The organism is Massilia sp. UYP32 (assembly GCF_050434365.1).
Classification (GTDB): Bacteria; Pseudomonadota; Gammaproteobacteria; order Burkholderiales; family Burkholderiaceae_D; genus Telluria; species Telluria timonae.
Genome location: NZ_JBNDIK010000030.1, coordinates 61,759 through 85,378, shown reverse-complemented (window position 1 = coordinate 85,378; position 23,620 = coordinate 61,759). Strand labels below are relative to the sequence as shown.

19 protein-coding genes are annotated in these 23,620 nt (G+C 68.0%); 8 read left to right on the top strand and 11 right to left on the bottom strand.

Annotated features, from left to right (window positions below):
• Positions 1–77: 77 nt before the first annotated feature.
• On the top strand, positions 78–236 hold the full coding sequence (locus ABIB42_RS21960) for an STY0301 family protein (RefSeq protein WP_429248997.1): 159 nt from the start codon (positions 78–80) through the stop codon (positions 234–236).
• Positions 237–353: 117 nt separating this feature from the next.
• Here ABIB42_RS21960 and ABIB42_RS21955 read toward each other — a convergent pair whose 3' ends face one another.
• The 3 genes from ABIB42_RS21955 to ABIB42_RS21945 form a co-directional block, all read right to left on the bottom strand.
• Positions 354–2,300 (bottom strand): GAF domain-containing sensor histidine kinase, encoded by a 1,947-nt coding sequence (locus ABIB42_RS21955; protein ID WP_005663074.1) that lies wholly within the window; start codon positions 2,298–2,300, stop codon positions 354–356.
• An 89-nt stretch (positions 2,301–2,389) separates the two neighbouring features.
• Positions 2,390–2,893 carry a hypothetical protein gene (locus ABIB42_RS21950; RefSeq protein ID WP_005663076.1) on the bottom strand — a complete coding sequence of 168 codons (504 nt, stop codon included), beginning with the start codon at positions 2,891–2,893 and terminating at the stop codon, positions 2,390–2,392.
• Between the two features lie 112 nt (positions 2,894–3,005).
• Positions 3,006–3,245, bottom strand: a complete 240-nt coding sequence (locus ABIB42_RS21945; RefSeq protein WP_005663078.1) for a hypothetical protein — start codon at positions 3,243–3,245, stop codon at positions 3,006–3,008.
• A 220-nt stretch (positions 3,246–3,465) separates the two neighbouring features.
• Here ABIB42_RS21945 and ABIB42_RS21940 point away from each other — a divergent pair, with 220 nt between their 5' ends.
• The gene (locus tag ABIB42_RS21940) at positions 3,466–3,837 is read left to right on the top strand and encodes a hypothetical protein (protein ID WP_005663081.1); all 372 of its coding nucleotides are present in this window, start codon (positions 3,466–3,468) and stop codon (positions 3,835–3,837) included.
• Positions 3,838–3,885: 48 nt separating this feature from the next.
• On the opposite strand, the gene queC is transcribed toward ABIB42_RS21940, so the two are convergent.
• A complete protein-coding gene (gene queC, locus ABIB42_RS21935; RefSeq protein WP_005663083.1) occupies positions 3,886–4,602 on the bottom strand; it encodes a 7-cyano-7-deazaguanine synthase QueC in 717 nt (238 codons plus the stop codon).
• Positions 4,603–4,760: 158 nt separating this feature from the next.
• Between queC and ABIB42_RS21930 the strand changes: the two genes are divergently transcribed.
• Genes ABIB42_RS21930 through ABIB42_RS21920 form a run of 3 tightly spaced genes read left to right on the top strand, consistent with a single transcriptional unit; the run spans position 4,761 to position 12,125 of the window.
• A complete protein-coding gene (locus ABIB42_RS21930) occupies positions 4,761–6,638 on the top strand; it encodes an autotransporter assembly complex protein TamA (RefSeq protein ID WP_429248996.1) in 1,878 nt (625 codons plus the stop codon).
• Positions 6,638–11,095, top strand: coding sequence for a translocation/assembly module TamB domain-containing protein (locus ABIB42_RS21925; protein WP_005663087.1), 4,458 nt, complete (start codon positions 6,638–6,640; stop codon positions 11,093–11,095). Before ABIB42_RS21930 ends, ABIB42_RS21925 begins: the two co-directional genes overlap by 1 nt.
• Before the next feature lie 13 nt (positions 11,096–11,108).
• Complete coding sequence (locus tag ABIB42_RS21920; protein WP_005663089.1) at positions 11,109–12,125, top strand: RsiV family protein; 1,017 nt, start codon at positions 11,109–11,111, stop codon at positions 12,123–12,125.
• On the opposite strand, the gene ABIB42_RS21915 is transcribed toward ABIB42_RS21920, so the two are convergent.
• Positions 12,100–12,615 carry a DUF6622 family protein gene (locus ABIB42_RS21915; protein WP_429248995.1) on the bottom strand — a complete coding sequence of 172 codons (516 nt, stop codon included), beginning with the start codon at positions 12,613–12,615 and terminating at the stop codon, positions 12,100–12,102. The genes ABIB42_RS21920 and ABIB42_RS21915 overlap by 26 nt on opposite strands.
• Positions 12,616–12,761: 146 nt before the next feature.
• Here ABIB42_RS21915 and ABIB42_RS21910 point away from each other — a divergent pair, with 146 nt between their 5' ends.
• Together ABIB42_RS21910 and ABIB42_RS21905 are read left to right on the top strand one after the other, a co-directional pair.
• Complete coding sequence (locus ABIB42_RS21910; RefSeq protein WP_005663093.1) at positions 12,762–13,061, top strand: hypothetical protein; 300 nt, start codon at positions 12,762–12,764, stop codon at positions 13,059–13,061.
• A 50-nt stretch (positions 13,062–13,111) separates the two neighbouring features.
• Positions 13,112–14,005: a LysR family transcriptional regulator gene (locus tag ABIB42_RS21905; RefSeq protein ID WP_040774866.1), complete on the top strand. Its 894-nt coding sequence runs from the start codon at positions 13,112–13,114 to the stop codon at positions 14,003–14,005.
• A 28-nt stretch (positions 14,006–14,033) separates the two neighbouring features.
• Here ABIB42_RS21905 and paoC read toward each other — a convergent pair whose 3' ends face one another.
• From paoC to ABIB42_RS21880, 5 genes are all read right to left on the bottom strand, one after another.
• Positions 14,034–16,232, bottom strand: a complete 2,199-nt coding sequence (gene paoC, locus ABIB42_RS21900) for an aldehyde oxidoreductase molybdenum-binding subunit PaoC (protein WP_429248994.1) — start codon at positions 16,230–16,232, stop codon at positions 14,034–14,036.
• A gap of 17 nt (positions 16,233–16,249) precedes the next feature.
• On the bottom strand, positions 16,250–17,203 hold the full coding sequence (locus ABIB42_RS21895) for an FAD binding domain-containing protein (RefSeq protein ID WP_312488489.1): 954 nt from the start codon (positions 17,201–17,203) through the stop codon (positions 16,250–16,252).
• Positions 17,200–17,856, bottom strand: coding sequence for an aldehyde dehydrogenase iron-sulfur subunit PaoA (paoA, locus tag ABIB42_RS21890; RefSeq protein ID WP_219862335.1), 657 nt, complete (start codon positions 17,854–17,856; stop codon positions 17,200–17,202). Before paoA ends, ABIB42_RS21895 begins: the two co-directional genes overlap by 4 nt.
• Before the next feature lie 102 nt (positions 17,857–17,958).
• Entirely contained in the window at positions 17,959–19,158 is a 1,200-nt protein-coding gene (locus ABIB42_RS21885; RefSeq protein WP_429248993.1) for an MFS transporter, read from the bottom strand.
• A gap of 77 nt (positions 19,159–19,235) precedes the next feature.
• A complete protein-coding gene (locus ABIB42_RS21880) occupies positions 19,236–20,285 on the bottom strand; it encodes an NAD(P)-dependent alcohol dehydrogenase (protein WP_429248992.1) in 1,050 nt (349 codons plus the stop codon).
• 228 nt (positions 20,286–20,513) lie between these two features.
• Between ABIB42_RS21880 and ABIB42_RS21875 the strand changes: the two genes are divergently transcribed.
• Positions 20,514–21,422 (top strand): AraC family transcriptional regulator, encoded by a 909-nt coding sequence (locus ABIB42_RS21875; RefSeq protein ID WP_005663107.1) that lies wholly within the window; start codon positions 20,514–20,516, stop codon positions 21,420–21,422.
• On the opposite strand, the gene ABIB42_RS21870 is transcribed toward ABIB42_RS21875, so the two are convergent.
• Positions 21,419–23,620 (bottom strand): xanthine dehydrogenase family protein molybdopterin-binding subunit, encoded by a 2,202-nt coding sequence (locus tag ABIB42_RS21870; protein ID WP_429248991.1) that lies wholly within the window; start codon positions 23,618–23,620, stop codon positions 21,419–21,421. The two genes, ABIB42_RS21875 and ABIB42_RS21870, sit on opposite strands and share 4 nt — an antisense overlap.

Genomic DNA, 23,620 nt, shown 5'->3' with positions numbered 1-23,620 from the left:
TCTGCTGGGTACTGATTCACTGCGCGTCTTTGCTCCGCCCCCGGATGGATTAAAGTGATTCAAGTGACGCGACATCTATCCTGACAGAGGGGGATGTCAAGTATCTAGCATGTGACTACAAAAACAACAAGAAAGTTTGGAAAGAATTCACACCGGAAAAAGAAGTCAAGAACTGCACCATGGAAGTTAGAGAGAAAACGAACGGCAACAAGACAGCAAAGCTTTATTGCAAATAAATTCAGTTAGCAAACTACAAGCCCTTTTGGGTGGCTTTTTTAAGATTTAAATGTAATAACAACTCAGAATAAGTTACATGTACACACTCGCACTGCTACGGCACCGGATTGCTTTCATCACTTAGTCTTGCGCTGCGACTGCGGAAACCGCAAGTGATACCGCAACCCCTCCCCCGGCGCACTCTCCACCCTGACCGTCCCGCCCAGCGCCCCCGTCACCAGGTTGTACAGGATATGCGCCCCCAATCCGCTCCCACCCGTCCCACGTTTGGTGGTAAAGAACGGATCGAACAGCTTGTCCAGCGTGTCCTTGTCCATCCCCGCCCCATCGTCGGTATAGTCGAGCACCACCCAGCCATCTTGTTCGACCGCCGCGCGCACCGTAATATTGCCCGGCTGGTCACGCTCGAACCCATGCACCAGCGAATTCATCACCATATTGGTGACGATCTGCGACACCGCCCCCGGATAACTGTCCAGCACCAGATCCTTCGGGCAGTCGACGTCCACCTTCACCGGCCGCCCTTTCAGCTTCGGCTGCAGTGACAGCAGCACTTCCTTCAGGTACGCGTCCAGATTGAAGCTGCGGATATCGCCCGACGACTGATCGACCGCCACCTGCTTGAAGCTGCGCACGAGCGCCGCCGCGCGCTGGGTATTGGTGGTCATGATGCGCAGCGACTGGTCGACCACGTCGAAGAAGGTGGCCAGGCTCTCTTCGGTCATCTCGCCCGCCGCCAGTTCTTCGCGCGTGAGCTTGAGTTCCTGCACCAGGTGGCTGGTCGCCGTCACGCAAATGCCCAGCGGGGTATTGATCTCGTGCGCCACGCCCGCCACCAGCCGTCCCAGCGACGCCAGCTTTTCCTGGCGCACCAGTTCCGATTGCGCCTCCTGCAGCGCGTGCAGGGCGTCATTCAGCGCCGCATTCTGCTGCTCCAGTTCCTGCTTGGCCTTGCGGATCTTGCGATCGGCCTGCATGCGCGCGATCGCCACCGCCACGTGGCTGGCCATGAAGGCCAGCAGATCCAGCTCGGCCTTGGTATAGACGATGGCCGGGTCGTAGCTCTGCACCACGATCACGCCATACGGCTTGTCGTGGACCAGCATCGGCGCCCCCATCCAGCTCGCGATCTCGGTATTGCCGAGGGGTTCGGTGACGATGCCGTTGGCCACCAGCTGGCGGAAGCTCCCCAGGTCGTGCAGCTGCGCCTGCTTGCTCGACAAGACGTAGGAGCACATGGCCTTGCCGAACGGGAAGCGCTGCAGCGGCGGCGTGCTGTCCTTCTGGTCGACGAAATACGGGATGCTGATTTCTTCGGTGTCGGGGTGATAAAGCGCGATCAGGAAGTTGTCGGCCACCATCAGCTCGCCGATGATTCCGTGCAGGCTCGCGCTCAGGGCGTCGGTGTCGAGCGCCTGGGCCGACAGGTCGGCGATCTGGTACAGCGCGTGCTGCACCTTCTCGGCGCGCCCGCGCTCGGCCACTTCGTGGGCCAGCGCCGCGGTGCGCGCCGAGACTGCGCGCTCCAGCCGCTCCACGCTCTGCAAGCCCTGCAGCGCGTTGGACACGTGGTTGGCGATCAGGGCGAACAGCGCCTGGTCTTCCGCACTGTAGGTCTGCTCGGGGGAATAGCTCTGGATGACGATCGCCCCCAGCGCCTGGTGATTCTGGTCCAGCAGCGGACAGGCGACGAAGTGCTCCGGCACGCTGCCGCTGCCCCAGCGCCCGCTACTGCGCAGGCGTTCGTGGAAATCCGCCGCCGTCAACACCAGGGTCTGGCGATTCAGCAGCACCCACGCGGTCGGCGACTGCTCGGGCGAGGCCAGCGTGATGCGCTCGTTGGGATCGCGGCTGCCGTCGGCCTCGTCGACGAAATAAGGGAAGCGCACCGTACCGTCTTCGCGGTCAGCCAGTGCGACGTAGAAATTGGCCGCATACATGATGCGGCCCAGCGCCCGGTGCACGGCCTCGATGAATGCGGTGATGTCGCTGCAGCTGGTCGATAATTGCCCGATCTCGAGCAGCATCGACTGGACCGCTTCCAGCCGGTCAAGACGTTCCATGCTTCCCCCACGTAATCAAAAAATGCGCAGAGGAAATAGTAGCAGCTTGCCACCCGCCGCAGCAGCCTGCGGCAAGTAAATGTGGTTTTTCAGCGCGGGGCGCGGAAATCGTTCTCGATCCAGGCCAGGGCCGAGGCCTGGGTCAGCTTGAAGGTCGGGGCCACCCGCACCTTCGCCACCTGCTCGCCCATCTCGTCCGTAGCGGCAAGCATGGCATAGGGATCGTCGTCGTCCGGCACGATGTCGAGCGTCACTTTCAGTTCGCCCTCGCCGGTCGAGACGAACAGGTTCTTGTGCAGGATTGCGTGCATGTGCTGCTCGTGGCGGCGGATCACCTCGGACGCGGTCTTGATCAGCGTGTTGAAGGCATTGACGTCGAGTGGCTTCGGATTCTTCTTGTCGCGGCCCATGGTCCAGGGGCCGACCAGGGCCGGCTCCGGCTGACCATCCTTGTACATCGCCACCGCCCAGCCTTCGTCATCGTCGTTCTTGATCACGCGCGCGGTCCATCCGTTGCCCTGCCACAGGCGCGGCTCCTGCACCGGGCCGGTGTCCTGTTCTTCGTCGTCGTGATCGTGGGTCTGGTCGTTCATCTGCTTCCTTCTGCGTCGCTTGCGCCAAAACCACGATCATAGAGGAAACGGGACCCATGAAAAAGCCCGCACGTGCAGGCAGTGCGGGCCTTTTGACGCTGACTCGACAATATCAGGCCGGGCAGTCGTCGACGATGCGCGGACAGCGCCAATCGGGGCCCGGCGGCGGCACGATCGGCGGGCCCACGGGAATCGGCCGCGGGTCGCCGTTCGGCGCCGGCGTGTGCCGGTTGGACGGGTGATGCGGGTTGATGATGATCGGCGGTATCGCGGGCGGCGCCGATGGCGGATCTTTGGGACTGCTTTCGACCACGGCCAGGCGGTCCCGGATTCCATGAAACGCTGCTTGCATAGGATCCCCCTGTAACAGAGAGAACCAGTATAGGAAACCCGGCAGGCATTACAAGCAAAAAATTGCCGGCATTTCTGCCCGGCCCCGGCTATGCACGTTTCGTCCCGCAAAACGCGCGGCCTGTCGCACGCCGGTGGCCGCGCGCTGCGCCCAGGCATACAGTTCGAGCATGCAAGAACAAAACGTGCAACCGACTACCACCCCAACTACGAGGACCGCCATGAAAAAATACGCCCCCTACATCATCCTGTTCCTGTTCGCCGCGCTGCTGTTCAACAGCTGGGGCAACGACATGACGATGCACTTCGACGGCGACGAAATCGACGGCCCGCTGGGCTGGATGCTGGCCACCCTGTTCGCGGGCGGCGGCGCCTTGCTGGCGCTGTTCATCACCATCATGGTGGGCGTGCTGCTGGCGGTGGTGTTCGCCGGCGTCGGCGTGATGCTGCTGGGTTCGCTGGGCATTGGCGCCATCGTCCTGGCGCTGGCCATCTCGCCGCTGCTGCTGCCGCTCGTGATTCCGGTGGCGCTGGTCTGGTACCTGATGAGCCGCTCGCGCAAGGTCAATCTCGAAAAAACCGCGACCGCCTGAACGTCGTCACGATTTCCTCTGTTGGCCGGGGTTCTCCCCCGGCCTTTTTTATGACTGCTTGCGCGCCACGTACTGCTCGTAGCCGCGCGCGCGCAGGGCGCAGGCCGGGCAGGCGCCGCAGCCGTGGCCCCAGGGATGCGCGTCGCCGCGCTCGCCCAGGTAGCAGGTGTGGGTGTCGAAGCGGATCAGGTCCACCAGCGCGTCGCCGCCCTCCTGCTGCGCCAGTTCCCAGGTCTGCGCCTTGTCGATCCACATCAGCGGGGTCTCGACCTTCAGGCGCGTCGCCATGCCCAGGTTGAGCGCCACCTGCAGCGCCTTCATGGTGTCGTCGCGGCAGTCCGGATAGCCCGAGAAATCGGTCTCGCACATGCCGCCCACCAGCACGTTCAGGCCGCGCCGGTAGGCCACCGTGGCCGCCACCGTCATGAACATCAGGTTGCGGCCAGGCACGAAAGTGTTCGGCAAGCCGTTTTCCTGCATGGCGATCTCAACATTGCTGGTCAAAGCCGTGTCAGAGATTTGCGCGATCAGCGACAGGTCGATCATGTGGTCGTCGCCCAGCCGCGCATCCCAGCCGGGATTGAGCGCGCGCAGCTTCGACAGCAGGGTTGGGCGCACCTCCAGCTCGATCGCGTGGCGCTGGCCATAATCGAAACCGATCGTCTCGACCCGCGCATAGCGCTGCAGCGCCCAGGCGAGGCAGGTGGTGGAGTCTTGGCCGCCGCTGAACAGGACGAGCGCGGTGTCGGAAGATGGAGTGGTCATGGTGTGAAAGGCAAGAACTGTGATCGATAAGCGGGGCATTCTGTCACAGATTGCCGGCACCGTGTGCGAGCCGGCCCGAGGCGCACGCACAACATTCCGTGGCGGCATCGACTTTGCCAATCAGTTAAGATGCGAACGAGTATTCTCAGTGGAGCGCCATGTTGTCACCTCGATCGATTCCCCGCCCGCGTCCCCTGTCCCAGCTCGTGCGCCATGCGCTGGTGGGATCGGGCGCATTGTTTATCGCCACGGCCGTGTATGCACAAGCGACACCGGAAAACGCGCAGGCGGTCGACTATACGGTACGCATCGATGCCCCCCGCGCGCTCGAAGAATTGCTCGAAGATAACCTCGACCTGATGCGCTGGCGCGGCAATGCGCGGGTCGACCTCGAACAATTGCAGCGCCTGGTGAAAGAAGCGCCCGAGCAGGCGCGCACACTGATCGCCACCGAGGGTTATTACTCGCCCAAGGTCTCTGCCGGCCTGGATACCAGCGGCGCGCGGCCGGTGGCGCGCGTCATCGTCGATCCCGGCCAGCCGGTGCTGGTGGGCGACGTCGACCTGGTGCTGCAGGGCTTCGTCCCGTTCGAGGAAGGCGGCGCGCCGTTCGACGCCAATGCCTTGCGCAACCGCTGGACCCTGCCGGTCGGCAGCCAGTTCCGCCAGACCGACTGGGAAAGCGCCAAGAGCGGCCTGCTGCGCGACGTGGCCCAGACCCGCTTCCCGCGCGCGCGCCTGGTCGAGACCAGCGCCACGGTCGATCCGGATTCGCGCCGCGCCCTGCTGCGCGTGGTGATCGATTCCGGCTCCGAGATGCGCTTCGGCGAGCTGCGCATCCGCGGCCTCAAGCGCTATCCGCGCGAGGTCATCACCAACCTCAACAAGATCAATCCGGGCGACGAGTACAGCGAAGCCGCCCTGCAGGCCCTGCAGTCGCGGGTGCAGGACACCGGCTACTTCAGCAGCGTCGAGGTCAGCACCGACATGCGCGCCGTGCTCAATGCCGAGATCGCCGACATCAAGGAAGACGCCGACGACGACGCCAACCCGGCGACGCCGGAGCGTCCCACCGGCCCCACGACCCTGCCGGTGGTGGTGCGGGTGACCGAGAACAAGCAGAAGAACGTCGAGGCCGGCCTCGGCTTCTCGACCGACACCGGCGCCCGCGCCTCGCTGGGCTATGACGACCTGAACGTGTTCGGCAAGCGCTTCAAGAGCGACCTGATCTACGAACAGAAGCGCCAGACCGCCAAGGGCGAATTCTTCTGGCCGACCTCGTCTAAAGGCCATAACGACAGCGTCAGCGCCGGCGTCGAGCGCGAGGACCTGCGCGGCGAGATCACCACTCTGGCCAGCGTGGCCGCCCGCCGTACCTGGGGCTCGCCGCTGCTCGAGCGCAGCCTGACCTTCGAAGCGCTGACCGAGAAACGCGAAGTCGAAGGCCTCGAGCCGACCCGCGCCAAAAGCCTGCCGCTCACCTACAGCATCACCCGGCGCAAGCTGGACAGCCTGATCCAGCCGACCAACGGCTATGTGTGGAACGCCCAGTTCGGCGGCGCCGTGCTGCCGATCCTGACCGACGAAAAATTCCTGCGCCTGTACCTGCGCGGCATCTATTACAAGCCGGTCGGCGCCGCCGGCACCCTGATCCTGCGCGGCGAGACCGGCGCCGTGGCCTCGAAAGAGAAGCTGGGCGTGCCGAGCACCTTCCTGTTCCGCGCCGGCGGCGACCAGTCGGTGCGCGGCTACGGCTACCAGGAACTGGGCGTGCAGGAGAACGGCGCCACCGTCGGCGGGCGCTACCTGGCCACCGCCAGCGCCGAATACCAGTACTGGTTCAAGCCGCCCTGGGGCGTGGCCGTGTTCTACGACGTCGGCAACGCCGCCGACAAGTTCGGCGACCTCAATCCCAAGTCGGGCTACGGCGTCGGCGCGCGCTGGCGCAGCCCGGTCGGCCCGATCAATGTCGACCTGGCCTATGGCCACGCGGTGCGCAAGGCGCGCCTGCACTTCTCACTTGGATTCACGTTCTGATGGATACCCCTGAAAACCACCAGGCGCCGGCGCCTGACCAGCCTCAGGCTCATAAAACCCGCCGCTGGCCGCGCCGCGTGGCGATCGGCGTCGTCGCCACCGGCGTCATCGTCGGCGGCGCGCTGTGGTATCTCGGCCGCGAGACGACCCTGCAAATGATCGTCCAGCGCGTGGCCGACGCCACTGGCGGCAAGCTCACCGTCACCGGCGTCACCGGTTCGATCTACGGCGCCATGCACATCGAGCGCCTGGTGTGGCGCACCGACGAACAGATCGTCACGGCGGTCAAGATCGACGTCGACTGGTCGCCGTCGCAGATCCTGTCGGGCGGCATCCTGGTCGACAAGCTGTGGGCCGCCAGCGTGCGCATGCAGACGCTGAAGGAAACCGACGAACCCTCGGTGCTGCCGGCGAGCCTCGCGCCGCCGTTCCGGATCGAAGCCGACGACGCCCGGCTGAACCGCCTGACGATGGTGAACGTCGCGGGCGCCGAAACGACGATCGACAATATCCGCGTGCGCGCCAAGGGCGACAAGCGCAGCTGGGTGGTGCAGGATGCCGCGGCCAGCACGCCCTGGGGCCAGGTGGCGGCCAACGCCACGCTCGGCGCCCAGCGCCCGTTCAAGATCGAGGCCTCGGGCAGCCTCACGCAATCGCAGGCCAGCGCCGGCGCGCGCGCCGCCCAGCTGCAGCTGAAGGTGGGCGGCGACATCGAGAACGCGACCCAGATCGACGCCACCGGCCAGGCCGGGCGCGCCATCGGCGACGCCCACTTCACCATTTCGCCCTACGCCGAGATTCCGCTGCGCGCGCTGCGCATCAATGGGCGCAACCTCGATCCGGGCTTCTTCAATCCCGCACTGCCGACCGCCGACCTGACCCTGGCCGTGGCCGGCAAACTGGACGCCAACCGCAATATCAGCGGCAGCGTCGACATCACCAATATCGGGCCGGAAGGCACGATCGACCAGCAACGCCTGCCGCTGCGCGCCGCGCGCGGCCAGCTGGGCGGCAGCCTGGACGCGGTGCGCATCTCCGACGTGCTGCTCGACTTCGGCGCCGCCGGCAAGTTCACCGGCACCGGAGGCGTCCAGCGCGAAAAGGACGAGGAAGGCATCGGCAGCGCTCGCTTCACCCTGCAGACCGAGCGCTTCAACCTGCGCGAAGTGCATTCGGCCATGAAGCCGACCGCGATCAAGGGCAGCATTGCCGTCACCAACGAAGCCACGCGCCAGACGCTCGAAGCCAACCTGCTTGACGCCGGCCTGCGCCTGGCCGCCCTGGCGACCCTGGAAAACAACGTCGCGACGCTCAAGGAAGCGCGCCTGACCGCGGGCCGCGGCAGCGTCACCGCCAGCGGCAGCATGAACCTCGAGGGCGACAAGGCCTTCAAGGCCACGGCCAGCGCAAACCGCTTCGATCCGTCGGCCTTCGGCGACCTGCCGGTGGCCGACATCAACGCCACGATCAATGCCGCGGGCGCGCTCAGCCCCGAGTGGAAGGTCGACGCCGACTTCGCCGTGCGCCAGAGCCGCCTGATGAACCAGGCGCTGTCCGGCAGCGGCAAGCTGAGCGCGGATGCGAAACGCATCAGCGGCATCGACGCCAACCTGGCGCTGGGCCAGAACAAGGTCGATCTGAAGGGCGCGTTCGGCGGCGCCGGCGACCGCCTGAACTGGCGCCTCGACGGCCGCCAGCTGGCGGCGGTGCGCAGCGACCTGTATGGCGCGGTCACCGCCAACGGCGTCGTCAGCGGCACCATGGAAGCGCCGCGCACCACCTTCGAGGTCAATGCGCAAGACCTGGGCTGGGTCGCGGCCCAGCGCAAGAACGGCAGCGGCGTGTTGCGCGCCAGCGGCGAAGCCTGGCTCGGTGGCCCGGAAAATGCGCGCGCGGTCGAGGTCAAGGCCAGCGGCAGCACCCAGCGCTTCAACCCGGCGGCCTTCGGCTCTCCGCTGGCCGGCAACATCAATTCGACCTTCAGCGGCAGCGGCCGCGCCGGCGCCGACTGGCGCGGCGCGCTCGACTTCAAGCTGGCCGACGATTCGACCCTGGCCAAATCGCCGCTGCGCGGCCATGCGCGCCTGACGGCCGACCGCCGCCACGTGTCGAATGCCGACGTCGACCTGCGCATCGGCCCGAACGTGATCGCCGCCACCGGCGCCTTCGGCCTGGCGCGCGACACGCTGAACTGGAAGATCGACGCGCCGCAGCTGGCCGCGCTCGGCCCCGAGTTCGGCGGCGCGCTGCGCGGCTCGGGCGCCTTGTCCGGCACCATGGACACGCCGTCGCTCAGCGCCAGCATCGAGGGCCAGAACCTCAAGGCGCTGGGCACGCACAATGTGCGCTCGCTGCGCGCCAGCGCCAACCTCGGTTCCGGCCGCGGCGCGGCCGATCCGCTGGTCAGCAACGTCGAGGTGCTCGACTACGTCAGCGGCGAGACGCGCGTGGCGTCGGTGCGCCTGCAAACCGAGGGCACGCGCGGCGCCCACGTCGTCAAGCTGTCGGCGTTGGGCGACGCCTTCGACGCCAATACCGAAATCCGCGGCGGCTTCAACCGCGACACCTGGAGCGGCACGCTGGCCGCGCTGCAGAACCGCGGCCGCTACGCCATGCGCCTGCAGAATCCGGTGCCGGTCACGATCGCCGGCGCGCCCGGCTCCGGCATGAAAGGCCTGGCCAGCCCGGAACGCATCGCCTTCAATGGCGCCGTGATTGCCCTGCCGAACGGCAGCATCACGGTCGACACGCTCACCAAGGACGGCCCGCGCTGGAGCAGCCGCGGCCACGCCGACAAGGTGCCGCTCACCTACCTGGCGCAGTTCTCCCCTGCCCTGGCCGACAACGCGCGCGGCGACCTGACGCTGGGCGCCGCCTGGTCAGTCGACATGCGCGCGCCTGTCGCCAACGGCGCCGCGCCTTCGCTGGCCGGCAACGTGCGCGTGTTCCGCGAAGCCGGCGACGCCATCGTTGGCGGCGACACCCCGGTGCCGCTCGGCCTGCGCCGGCTGGAAGCGTCCGCCGAAGTGGTCGGGAGCGGCCTGCGCGTGAACCTGGACTTCGACGGCGCCCGCACCGGCGTGGCGAAAGTCGAGGCGAATGCCCAGATGCTGAACGGCCGCCTGGAAAGCGACAGCCCGCTGCGCATGACGGCCAATGCCGACATCCCGTCGATCGCCTGGCTGGCCTCGCTGGCCGGCCAGCCAGGGCTGGAGCTCGACGGCGCGCTGCGCCTGGCCATGACGGGCGGCGGCACCATCGGCCGCCCCAGCCTGAACGGCAACCTCGATGGCGACAAGCTCGCGGTGCGCTGGGCCGAACAGGGCGTGCGCCTGCAGAACGGCCAGTTGCGCGCCCAGCTCGGCGGCGACCAGCTGCGGGTGGAGCGCCTGACCTTCCAGGGTCGCCAGGGCAGCGCCGCCGCCAGCGGCTTCGTGCGCTTCGCCGACGGCGCGCCGACCATGGACGTGCGACTGAACATGGACAAGCTGGAAGCGCTGTCGCGTCCCGACCGCACCCTGATCATGAGCGGCCAGGCTTCGCTGGTGCGCGACGCCAGCCGCTTCGCGCTGGAGGGTAAATTCCGCGCCGACCGCGCGCTGATCGAATTTGCGCCGCAGGGCCGGCCGACCATCTCGGACGACGTCATCGTGCTGGGCCGCGGCGCCGAGACGAAAACGCCGGCCACCAAGGAAAAGGAAGTGCCGCTGACGGTCGACCTCGCGGCCGACCTGGGCGACGACTTCCACGTGCGCGCCATGGGCATCGACGCCTACCTGGCCGGCAGTGCACGGGTGCGCATGACGGGCGCCGGCCAGCCGCGCATCAACGGAACGATTCGTGCGGTGAACGGCACCTACGCCGCCTACGGCCAGAACCTGTCGATCGAGCGCGCGGTGCTGACTTTCAGCGGCCCCTACGACAATCCATCGCTCGACATCCTGGCGGTGCGCAAGCGCCCCGAAGGCGAACAGCTCTCGGAAACCAACGTCGAAGCCGGCGTGCAGGTGCGCGGCACCGCGCAATCACCCACGGCGCGCCTGGTGTCGACGCCGAACGTGTCGGACAGCGACAAGCTGTCCTGGCTGGTGCTGGGGCACAGCATGGAAGCGGCCAGCGGCGACCAGAAAGGCGTGCTGACGGCCGCCGCCAGCGCCCTGCTGGGCGGCAGCGGCGGCACCGGCGGCATCCAATCGAAGCTCGCGAACTCGCTGGGCGTGGATGAGCTGGGGCTCAAGCAGGGCGCCGGCGGCGGCGATTCGTCGGGCCTGGAAAGCACCGTGGTCACGGTCGGCAAGCGCATTTCGTCGCGCGCCTACCTGAGCTTCGAGCAGGGCACCAGCACCGCCTCGAGCCTGGTGCGCCTGCGCTACAAGCTCACGCCGCGCATCGCATTGCAGTTCCAGACCGGGACCAATAGCGCGCTCGACGTGCTGTATTCCTGGGCCTTCGATTAAGGACGGGGCGGGAGTGAGAGCGGCCGCCTGCCTCCTTCCCGCGCTGCTGGCGCTCGCCTTGCCTGCGACGGCGCAAGACCATGGCGACCTGCTGCGCTCGCCCGAGCGCATCGAATGGGAGGCCGGCGGCCTGTACCAGGGCCGCCTCGCGGACGGCGCCCTGTTCCAGGTCGCGCTGGCCTACCCCGCGCTTGGCGGACTGCCGGGCGACGCGGCCAAGATCATGGCTAGCGCTTTCTGGTTCGCGCGCGACTACACGGGCAAGGCCCGTACCCTGGCGCTGCTCAAGGCGCCGCCGGGCGCAATGGAGCTGGCTCCCGTGCTCGACTCCGGAGCCCAGGGGCCGGAGCGGTTCGCGGTCGACCTCGACGCCGACCGGCGCGGCGGCAAGGGCAGCTGGCGCCAGGCGCAAGACAAGCCAGCGCAGTCGTTCTCGTTGAAGCGCATCGTGGCCTACCGTGCGGTAGCCCTCACCCGGCCATCGCCGCAGGCCCAGGCCGAGGGCTCGGACCAGCCATTCGTGTTTTCCGCCGTGTTCCCGGTATTCCGTGACGCGGCGCTGGACGCCTGGGTGCGCGACATGGCCGGCCGCTGCGACGCCGACCTCGAATGCACGAACAAGGTCGTGGTGCGCTGGCATTCGAAGGGCCAGCTGTCGCTCGACGCCAGCGCCTGGACCTTCGGCTACGGCGCCGCCCACGGCAACTACCGCTCATCGATGCGTCACTATGCGCTCGGCGGCGGCAAGGCCGTGCATACCCGCTTCACGGGCTTCGTCGACGCCGCCACGGCCTGTCGTGACAAGGTCTCGGCGGCGCTCGTGGCCAGGCTGGCCGCGCAAGGACTGTCGTGGGCCGAGCAGGGCGCGCTGGACATGTTCAAGGAGCCCAAGTTCATTCCCCTGCCATCCGGCATCGAGTTCCACTGGGATCCGTATGAGGTGGGCAGCTTCGCCCAGGGCATCCCGAGCGTGTTCCTGCCCCGCGCCGAACTGGAAGGCTGCGTCAGGAACCTGCCGCACGGCGATTGAAGCAAGCCGCGGGCGTCAAACCGACGTCGCGCAGCAGGCGGCCCAGGAAATAGCCGTTGAAGACGCCGAACATGGCGCAGACCGCCATCACCACCATCCCATGGCCTGCCAGGTCGGGGCGCACGGCCAGCAGCACCGAAGTGACGTACTTGAGCGCGAAGATCGACAGCATCAGCAGCAGCGGGACGACGCTCCCGGCCACGCGCACCCGGCCCGGCGCGCTGCCGGGCGCCACGCGCACGCGGCCGAAGCGCCAGGACAGCAGCGCGGCCGCCGCGAAGGCCGTCATCCATGCCGCCAGCACGGTCGCCCCGAACCCGAACTTGAGCGCGATATCGTGCAGGGACAGGACGAGCATCACCAGCGGCAGCACGAACATCCAGCGCAGGGCGATCTCGCGCCCGCGCAGTTCGGCGACGCCGCGCCACACGAGGAAGGCGAGGATGGCCCAGACGTAGAAAGGGGTGTGGCTCAGGATCTGGATCAGCATGGCGCTCTCCGGCAAGTGGTTGGAAGTGGCGCCAGTATCCCGACCTTGCGCCCGCAGCGCGCGACGCTGCGACGAAGCGCCGCCGGCGCGGCGCGAAACGCATGTGCGCGGCGCGAAATTCAGCGCGGCCGGGTAGAATTTCGCGCATGCCACGCAAAACTCCCATCTTTCCTGGCCCGCGCACCGCGCGCGGCGCCGTGCTGGCCGTCCTGCTGTCGGGCGCCGACCAGGCCGGCGCCGAACCGCTGCGCGGCCGCGTGACCCTGGCCGCCATCGTCCGCGCGCTCAAGCGCAAATACCACTGGCCGATCGACACTACGAGCTTCCCGTCCAATGCCGCCGACGGCCGCGCCACCTGGGCCACGGTCTATAGCCTGCCGCAGGACGTGATCGACGCGGCGCTCGATGCCAAGGGCCGCGACTGGCTCAAGAGCGCACATCCATAAATTCTACTCATGGATGTGCTGGGCAATTGATGTTGCTGTATCATCAATCAATGGCCCGTGACAATATCAACGACATCCTCGTCTTCCTCGCCGTTGCCCGCGAGCGCAGCTTCACGCGCGCCGCGGCGAAACTCGGCATGACCCAGTCGGCGCTCAGCCACATCGTGCGCTCGCTGGAAGCGCGCCTGGGCGTGCGCCTGCTCACGCGCACTACCCGCAGCGTCTCGCCGACCGAGGCCGGCGAGCGCCTGCTGCAGAACGTCGGCCCGCGGCTGGAAGAAATCGAGGCCGAGATCACGGCCGTCAGCGACCTGGGCGACAAGCCGGCCGGCACCATCCGCATCACCGCGATCGACCACGTGATCGACACGATCCTGTGGCCGCGCATCGCGCCGCTGCTGCCGCAATACCCCGACCTGCACGTCGAGATCAGCTCCGACTACCGCCTGATCGACATCGCCGCCGAGCGCTACGACATCGGCGTGCGCCACGGCGACCAGCTCGAGAAGGACATGATCGGCGTGCGCCTGACGAACGAGGTGCCGATGCGGATCGTCGGCGCGCCCGCCTATTTCGAGCGGCGCCCAAGGCCGACCTCGCTGCAGGAGCTCATGAAGCACAACTGCATCACCTTGCGCCTGCCCAGCAGCGGCGGGTTGTATGCGTGGGAGCTGGCGCACGAAGGCCAGCCGCTGGAAGCGCGCGTGCGCGGGCAGTCGGTGTTCACCAACGTCTACCACATGCTGGACGCCGCATTGCACGGCGTCGGGATCGCCTTCCTGCCCGGGAGCCTGGTCGACCCGCACCTGGAGGCGGGACGGCTGGTCAGCGTGATGGACGATTGGTGCGTACCCTTCGAACCGCTGCACGCCTTCTATCCCAGCCGCCGCCACTCCTCGCGCGCGCTGATGCTGGTGATCGACGCCATCCGTTACAAGGAATAATGCACGGAGCAGCGCCGATCTCCTGCCGTCAAGCCAGCGACGGCATCTTCTGCAACATCTTGTCGAGCGTGACCGGATAGTCGCGCACGCGCACGCCGGTGGCGTTGTAGATCGCGTTCGCCACCGCCGCGCCGACGCCGCACAGGCCCAGTTCACCGACGCCCTTGGCCTTCATCGGCGACGTCGTGGGATCGGTCTCGTCGATGAAGATCACCTCCTGGTGCGGGATGTCGGCATGCACCGCCACCTCGTAGCTGGCCAGGTCGTGGTTGACGAAGAAGCCCAGGCGCTTGTCGACGGCCAGGTGCTCCATCAACGCGCCGCCCACGCCCATCGTCATCGCGCCGATCACCTGGCTGCGCGCCGACTTCGGGTTCAGGATGCGGCCCGCCGCGCACACCGACAGCATGCGCCGCACGCGCACCTCGGCCGTGGCGACGTCCACCGCGACTTCGACGAAGTGGGCGCCGAAGGTCGACTGCTGCATCTGCTTTTCCAGGTCGCCGTATTCCATGGTGTCCTCGGCCACGATCGCGCCGCCCCTGGCCACCTCGGTCAACGGCACCGCGCGTCCGCCCGCGCGCACCGCGCCATCGATGAATTCGGCCTTGGCGGCGTCCAGCCCCGCCTTCTGCGCGATCTGCTCGCGCAGCTTGACGCAGGCCGCATAGACGCCGGCGGTCGAACTGTTGGCGCCCCACTGGCCGCCCGAACCGGCCGACACCGGATAATCCGAGTCGCCCAGGCGCACGTTGACCCGCTCGACCGGCAGGCCGAGCATCTCGGCCGCGGTCTGCGCGATGATGGTGTAGCTGCCGGTGCCGATATCGGTCATGTCGGTTTCGACCGTCACCTTGCCGTCGCTTTCCAGGCGCACGCGCGCTGCGGACTTCATGTTCATATTGTTGCGGAAGGCCGAGGCCATGCCCATGCCGACCAGCCACTGGCCCTCGCGCACCTGGCCCGGCTGCGCCTTGCGCTTGCTCCAGCCGAAGCGCTCGGCGCCCTGGCGCAAGCACTGCACGTAGCGGCGCTGCGAGAACTTGCGGCCCGCCTTTTCGGGGTCGACCGTGGTGTCGTTGACGATGCGGAAGGTGACCGGATCCATCTTGAGCTTCTCGGCCATCTCGTCCATCGCCACCTCGAGCGCCATCATGCCCGGCGCCTCGCCCGGCGCGCGCATCGCATTGCCCTCGGGCAGGTCGAGCGTGGCCAGCTGCAGGCGGGTCAGGCGGTTGCCGCCCGCGTACAGCAGGCGGGTCTGCTGGACCGCGGTTTCCGGCTGGCCGCCCGGCAGGTCGCCCGACCAGCTTTCGTGGGCGATCGCGCTGATGCGGCCTTCGCGCGTGGCGCCGATGCGGATGCGCTGGATCGTGGCCGGACGGTGGGTGGTGTTGTTGATCATCAGCGCGCGCTGCAGCGCGACCTTGACCGGCCGCTTGGCCGCGCGGGCGCCGAGCGCCGCCAGCACCGCCTCGGCGCGCAGGAACAGCTTGCCGCCGAAGCCGCCGCCGATATACGGCGAGATCAGGCGCACGTTGCCGGCCGGGACGCCGAGCGTCTTGGCCAGGTCTTGCTTGCCCCAGTCGATCATCTGGTTCGAGGTCCAGACGGTCACCTTGTCGCCATCCCACGACGCGATCGAGGCATGCGGCTCCATCATCGCGTGCGACTGGTCGGGCGTGGTGTAGGTGGCGTCGAGCTTGACCGGCGCGCCCGCGAAAGCGCCATCGAAGTCGCCGACCTTCGATTCGGCGTCGCCGGTCTTGGGCGTGACCGCCGCGTTCATTGCCGCGGCCAGGTCGTAGGAGCCGTTCGCCTTCGCGTACTCGACCTTGACCAGCGACGCCGCGGCGCGCGCCTGCTCGAAGGTCTCGGCCACGACGATGCCGAGCGCCTGGTGGTAGTGCTGCACTTCCGGGCCGGCCAGCAGGTGGGCGGTATTGAAGTTGCCCTTGCCCAGCTTGCCGGCGTTCTCATGGGTGACGACGGCGATCACGCCCGGCGCGCGGCGCGCGGCAGCCGTGTCGATCGACACGATGCGGCCCTTGGCGATCGCCGCGCCGATGACATAGCCGTAGGCAGCATTCGGCGCTGCCGCGTGCTGCTCGTAGGCGTAAGGGGCGGAACCGGTGGTCTTGAGCGGGCCGTCGATGCGGTCGAGCGGCTTGCCGACGACCTTCATCTGGTCGATCGGATTGGTGGTTTCGGGTTTGGTGAATTTCATGGTCTCAAGCCTTTCTTTCAGCTCGCACGGGCTTGCGCCAGGATCGCATCGAGCGTGCGCTCGACGAGCAGGATCTTGAATGCGTTGTCGTCAGTGGTGCGGGCGCCGGCCAGCAATTGCGCGGTGGTGGCCTTGCCGCCGCGCGGCAGCTGGCTTTCGGCCGCCGGCACGCGCCACGGCCGGTGCGCCACGCCGCCCACGGCCACGCGGCCGCTGCCGTCCGGCTGCACCACGGCCGCCACCGAAATCAGCGCGAACGCATACGAGGCGCGGTCGCGCACCTTGCGGTAGTAGTGCTTGCCGCCCAGCGGCTTGGGCAGGGTCACCGCCGTGATCAGCTCACCCGGCATCAAGCTGTGCTCGATGTGCGGCGTCGTGCCCGGCAAGCGATAGAAGTCGGCGATCGGGATCGTGCGCGCGCTGCCGTCGGGACGCACGGTCTCCACGCCGGCGTCGAGCAGTTGCATGGCCACCGCCATATCGCTCGGGTGGGTGGCGATGCAGGCCTCGCTCTGGCCCACGATCGCATGGCCGCGCGTATGGCCGCCGATGGCCGAGCAGCCGCTGCCGGGCACGCGCTTGTTGCACGGCATATTGGTGTCGTAGAAGTAGGGGCAACGGGTACGCTGCAGCAGGTTGCCGGCGGTGGTCGCCTTGTTGCGCAGCTGGGTCGAGGCGCCGGCCAGCAGCGCGCGCGACAACACGGCGTACTCCTTGCGCACGCGCGCGTCGGCCGCCAGGTCGGTGTTGCGCACCAGCGCGCCGATGCGCAGGCCGCCCTCCTTCGTCGCCTCGATCTTGTCGAGCGCCAGGCCGTTGACGTCGATCAGGTGGGCCGGGGTTTCGATCTCGAGCTTCATCAGGTCGAGCAGGTTGGTGCCGCCCGCGATGAAGCGCGCGTTCGGGGTCCTGGCGGCGGCGGCCGCCGCTTCGGCCGGGGTTGCGGCCTTCTGGTAGCTGAATGCCTTCATGCCTTGACTCCTCCGACTTCCTTGATCGCGTCGATGATGTTCGAATAGGCGCCGCAGCGGCAGATATTGCCGCTCATGCGCTCGCGGATCTCGTCGACGGACAGCAGCGGTTTTGCGTTCAGGTCGCCGGTCACATGGCTCGGGATGCCCTGGCGGATCTCGTCGATCACCGCCACGGCCGAACAGATCTGCCCTGGGGTACAGTAGCCGCACTGGAAGCCGTCGTGCTTGACGAACGCCGCCTGCATCGGATGCAGCTTGTCGGGCGTGCCCATGCCTTCGATGGTGGTGATCTCGGCGCCGTCGTGCATGATCGCGAGGCTCAGGCAGGAGTTGATGCGGCGGCCGTCGACCAGCACCGTGCAGGCGCCGCACTGGCCCTGGTCGCAACCCTTCTTGGTGCCGGTCAGGTGCAGGTTTTCGCGCAGCGCGTCGAGCAGGGTGGTGCGGGTGTCGAGCGTCAGTTCGCGCGGCTGGCCGTTCACGCGCAGGGTGACCTTGCTGGTCACCGGCGCCGGCGTCTGGGCCGCGCCGGCGGCGCCCTGCCCCGCCGCCTGGGCGCCTGCCAACGGCAGGGCCGCCGCCGTCGCGCCGAGCGCGCCGCCGATCAGGACACCGCGCCGGGTCTGGTTGATATTGGTGGAGTCGTCCATCAGGATTGCTTCCTTCTGTCAGCGGTTAATAAATCTGGTTGATGTTACGGCAAGCCCTTCCCACGATTCATGAAGGACGCGGCATAGGCTTATGTTTCCTGTTCATGAATCGGCATGGCGCGCCGACCGTCCCGCCAGCACGGCCAGCACGGCGGCGGCAACCAGCAGGCTGGCGCTCAGGTAAAAGGTCGCGCGGTAGCCGCTGGCGTCGAACAGCAGGCCGCCCAGGGTCGCGCCAAGCATGATCGCAAGCTGGACCACGGCCACCATCAGGCCGCCGCCCGCTTCCGCATCCTGCGGCAGGGTCTGGGCCAGCCAGGTCCACCATCCGACCGGCGCCGAGGTGCCGACCAGGCCCCAGATCGCGAGCAGCACGGTCACCGCCGCCGCCGAGTGGCCGAACGCCACCAGCGCGCCGGCGACCGCCGCCATGATCAAGGGCATCGCCACCAGCACCCGGTACAGCCGGTCCTTCAGCACGGCGCCGATCAGGGTCGTGCCGACGAAGCCGGCCACGCCCAGCACCAGCAGCATCAGCGACAGGCTCGCGGCGTGCACGCCGGTGACGCTTTCCAGGAACGGCCGCAGATAGGTGAATAGTGCGAACTGCCCCATGAACAGCAGGCTCACCGCCGCCATGCCGAGGACGACCGCGGGCCGCCGCAACAGGCGCGGGATGCCGCCGGCCACCGAGGCGTCGACGGCGCGCAGCGCGGGAAGACTGAACAGCAGCCAGGCGAGCGCGATCGCCGCCACCGGCACCAGGCAGAAGAAGGCGCCGCGCCAGCCGACGATCGCGCCCAGATAGCTGCCGGCCGGCGCCGCGATGACGGTCGCCAGCGCATTGCCGCCGTTGAGCAGGGCCAGGGCGCGCGGCACGTCGCGCGCCGGCACCAGGCGCATCACGGTCGCCGCCGACATCGACCAGAAGCCGCCGATGGCGACGCCGATCAGCGCGCGGCCGACCATGAACAGGAAATAGTTGGGCGCGAACGCGGCTACCGTGCCGGAGACGACCATCAGGAAGGTCAGGCCCAGCAGCAGGGTCTTGCGGTCGAGCCGTCCGACGACCGATCCGAGCAGCAGGCTGGTGACCAGGGCGAAGGCGCCGGAGATCGCGATCGACTGGCCGGCCTGGCCCTCGCTGATGCGCAGCTCGGCGGCCAGCGGCGTGAGCAGGCTGACCGGCATGAATTCGGAGGCGACCAGGGCGAAGGCGGCAAGCGACATCGCCATCACGGCGCCCCATGCCGCGGGCGTTGCCGGCTTGCTGTCGCAAGCGGCGGAAATGGTTGGATTCATGATTGAGAAAACGGGGTTGATGCGGAACGAGCGGCGACGCCGCTCGTGAAGGCCCGCGTAGCGGGCCGGTGAATGGATCAAGCGGCCAGGCTGGCGTTATCGATCACGAAGCGGTACTTGACGTCGCCCTTGAGCATGCGCTCGTAGGCGCCGTTGATGTCGTCGGCGCGGATCATCTCGATGTCGGCCACGATGCCGTGCTCGGCGCAGAAGTCGAGCATTTCCTGGGTTTCGGGAATGCCGCCGATCATCGAGCCGGCGATCGCGCGGCGCTTCGTGATCAGGTTGAACACCTGCGGCGACGGATGCGGCGACTCGGGCGCGCCGACCAGCACCATGGTGCCGTCGCGCTTGAGCAGGTTGAGGAAGGCGTCCAGGTCATGCGGCGCGGCGACCGTGTTGATGATCAGGTCCAGGCTCCTGGCCTGGGCCGCCATCGCGTCGGCATCTCTCGAGACCACGACTTCGTCGGCGCCCAGGTCCAGGGCATCCTGACGCTTCGATTCCGAGGTGGTGAAGGCGACCACGTGCGCGCCCAGGGCGTGGGCCAGCTTGATGCCCATGTGGCCCAGGCCGCCGATGCCGACGATGCCCACGCGCTTGCCGGGACCGGCATTCCAGTGGCGCAGCGGCGACCAGGTCGTGATGCCGGCGCACAGCAGCGGCGCCACCGCCGCCAGCTGCTCCTGCGGATGGCGCACGCGCAGCACGAAGCGCTCGTTGACCACGATCTGCTGCGAATAGCCGCCCAGCGTGTGGCCGGGCGCATCCGCGGTCGGGCCGTTGTAGGTGCCGACCATATTGTCGCAATAGTTTTCCAGGCCTTCGCCGCAATCCGCGCACGCCTTGCAGCTGTCGACCATGCAGCCGACGCCGACCAGGTCGCCGACCTTGTGGCCGCTCACGTGGGCGCCGACCGCCGACACCCGGCCCACGATCTCGTGGCCCGGCACGCAAGGGTACAGGGTGCCGGCCCATTCGGCGCGCACCGTGTGCAGGTCGGAGTGGCAGACGCCGCAGAAGTCGATGTCGATCTGGACGTCATGGGCGCCGGGCGCGCGGCGGACGATGTCCAGGGATTCAAGGGGTTTGTCGGCGGCATGGGCGCCATAGGCTTTGACTGTCATGAAGTTTTCCGTCAGTGTCGAGTAGTGATCGTGCGTATGTAACGCGATTTGTCAGGGAAGCATGGTAGTCGCAAACTCATGTCGAAAACGAGCCTGAATTTGACTGGGCTTATGAATCCACGTCATGAATTGACTGCCGTGCCCGGTGGACGAGGATACCCCTCGCCTTCACCGCGCAGCGCCACGTTCCACTGGACAGCCACGCCAACCGGCGACACACTATTGGTCATGAACCAGGAATTACTCGACGCCGTGGCCGCCTACGCCCGCGCCCACGCCAACCGCGACGGCCTGGCGCTCACGCCCATCCCGGGCCTGCGCATGATGTGCCTCGACCAGCCGGGCGACAAGCTCGAATCGACCTACCGGCCGCTGGTCTGCCTCGTGCTGCAGGGCGAAAAGCATTTGCTGGCCGGGCGCCAGGAGAAGCTGTGCGCCGAAGGCCAGGCGATCATCGTCAGCGCCGACCTGCCGGTGACGGGCCAGGTGGTGAGCGCCTCCAGGGAGCGTCCGTATATCGCGCTGGCGATCGAACTCGACATGGCCCTGCTGTCCGAACTGGCCGACCAATTGCGCGAGACAGCACCCCTGCCACCTGACCCGTCGACAACGATGCTGGTGCAGGACGTCGACGCGGCGATCCTCGATTGCGCCTGGCGCCTGATGCGCCTCGTGGCGCATCCCGAGGCGGTGCCCATCCTGCATCCCGGCCTGATGCGCGAGCTGCATTTCTGGCTGCTCAACGGAGCGCATGGCCGGCAGTTGCGCGCCTCCATGGCGCCCGAGGCGCACCCGGTGCGACTGAACCGCGCGGTGGCGCTGCTGCGCCTTTCATACCGCCAGAAGCTGCGGGTCGAGGAACTGGCAGGCGCCGCGTCGATGAGCCTGTCGGCCTTCCACAAGCACTTCAAGGACTACACCTCGCTCACGCCGGTGCAGTACCAGAAGCGCCTGCGCCTGATCGAGGCGCGGCGCCTGATGCTGTACGAGGGCGTCACCGCCAACAAGGCGGCGTACGAGGTCGGCTACGAGAGCAGTTCGCAGTTCACGCGCGAGTATGCGCGCCTGTTCGGCGCGCCGCCGCGGCGCGATGCGCGGCGTCTGGCCACCGTTGCGGCGCCGGAACTCGCGGCTTAAAGAACATCTTCGATCCGGATCGGCAGCCGGCGGATGCGTTTGCCGGTCGCGTGATGCACCGCATTGGCGATCGCCGCCGCCACGCCCACCATCGCCACCTCGCCCAGTCCCTTCACGCCGCTCGCATTGAGCAGCGGGTCGGGCCGGTCGATGAAGCCCACGTCGATATGCCCGATGTCGGCATGCACCGGCAGCACGTACTCGGCCAGGTCGGCGTTGAGAAAGCCGCCATAGCGCGGGTCGACCTCGCTGATTTCGCGCAGGGCGGCGCCGATGCCCCACACCACGCCGCCGCGCACCTGGCTGTCGGCCGTCACCGGGCTCACCACGCGACCGCAATCGATCATGCTCACCACGCGCGGCACGCGGATGCGGCGCGTCACCGGCTCCACGCTCACCTCGACGAAGTGGGCCGCATAGCTCATCGACACGAAGTCCGGAAACACCGGCCCCGCCGGCGCCGGCATGCCGCCCTGCAGGCGGCCGTAGACGGCGTCCGGCTGGCCCGGCGCCTTGCGCCGCACCTCGGCCTCGATGCGCTCGCGCTGCGCCAGCGCCAGCACCTCGGCCGGTTTCAGGACGGGATCATGACCAGGCGCCAGCTGCGCGAGTGCGTCCAGCAGCGCCTGCGCGGCTTCGTCCGCCGCCGGCGCCACGCTGGCCGTGCCCCAGGAGCCGGCGGTCAGGTGCTGCGGCGCGCCGCGCGTGTCGCCGATCTGGATCACCAGCGCCTGCGGATCGACCCGCAAACGGCGCACCAGCACGTTGGCGATCGCGGTGCGCATCCCCTGCCCCATCTCGTGGCCGGCCACCGTGAACAGGATGCGGCCGTCGCGGGTGGCGGCGATGCGCGCGATCGCCGGACTGGTCGCGGCCTTGTAGGCGCCGCAGGCCACGCCCCAGCCGATGGCGGCGCCATCGGCCGCCTTCATCGAGGCCGGGCGTGGGTCGCGCCGGCTCCAGCCGAAACGGCGCGCGCCTTCGCGCAGGCATTCGGCCATGAAGCGCGAGGACAGCGGCTTGCCGGTGAGCGCGTCGGCCTGCGTATCGTTGCGCAGCCTGAGTTCCACCGGGTCGATGGCCAGTTGCTGGGCCAGTTCATCCACCGCCGATTCGAAGGCGAACGCCGCCGGCTGCTCGAACGGCGCGCGCATATAGCCCGGCGTCTGCACGTCGGTGCGCACCAGCCGCTCGCGCCCGCGGAAATTCGGTATGCCATACAGGCGCGCGCTCATGTCGGCGTACGAGGCCGGGAACAGGTCGTGGCGCGAGGTCTGCTGGTCGGCTTCGTGGATCGCCGCCAGAATCTTGCCGGAGGCGTCGGCGCCCAGCTGGATGCGGTGACGGCTGGCCGGGCGGAAGCTGGCGTCGTGGAAAAGCTGGCTGCGCGGCACCACCAGCTTGACCGGCTGGCCGAGCTTGCGCGCCGCCACCGCCGCCAGCAGCGTCTGCATCTGCAGCGAGTTCTTGAGGCCGAAGCCGCCGCCGCACTGCGGCGAGATCACGTCGATGCGCGCCGGATCGAGGTTCAGCTGGCGCGCCAGCCCGTAGCGGATCGCCCCGCTGTTCTGCGTGCCCTCGTGGATCACCAGCACGCCCTTGCGCCACTCGGCCACGGTCGACACCAGCTCGATCGGGTTCTGGTGCTGGGGCGGGTGCAGGTACTCGGCATCGAGCTTGTGGGCCGCGCCGGCGTAGGCGGCGTCGGCGTCGCCCGCCACCTTGTCGGCGAACATCTGCTGCGGCAGCGGCGAACCCTGTTGCGGCACGATGTCCCTGGCCGGCGCGTCCAGCGTCACCTGGAATGGCTGTTCTTCGTACTTCGCCCGGATCAGGGAGGCCGCTTCGAGCGCCGCCTCCAGCGTGTCGGCCACCACCAGCGCGATCGGCTGGCCGCGATACGCGATTCCTGACTCCAGCATCGGCTGCATGCTCTGGAAGGCGAAGCCGCCGCCCAGCACGTGGCCGGCCGGCTTGTACTCGCCCATGTCGGCGTGGGTCAGCACCAGCCGCACGCCCCCTACCTCCCGTGCGGCCCGGGTATCGATGGAGCGCACCTCGCCGCGGTTGATGGTGGACACCGCCAGCGCCGCATGCAGCATGCCGGGCAGCGCCTGGTCGGCCGCGTACAGCGCGGCGCCGCGGACCTTGTCGCGCGCGTCGATGCGCGGCTGGTTGGGGAAAACGGACTCATTCAT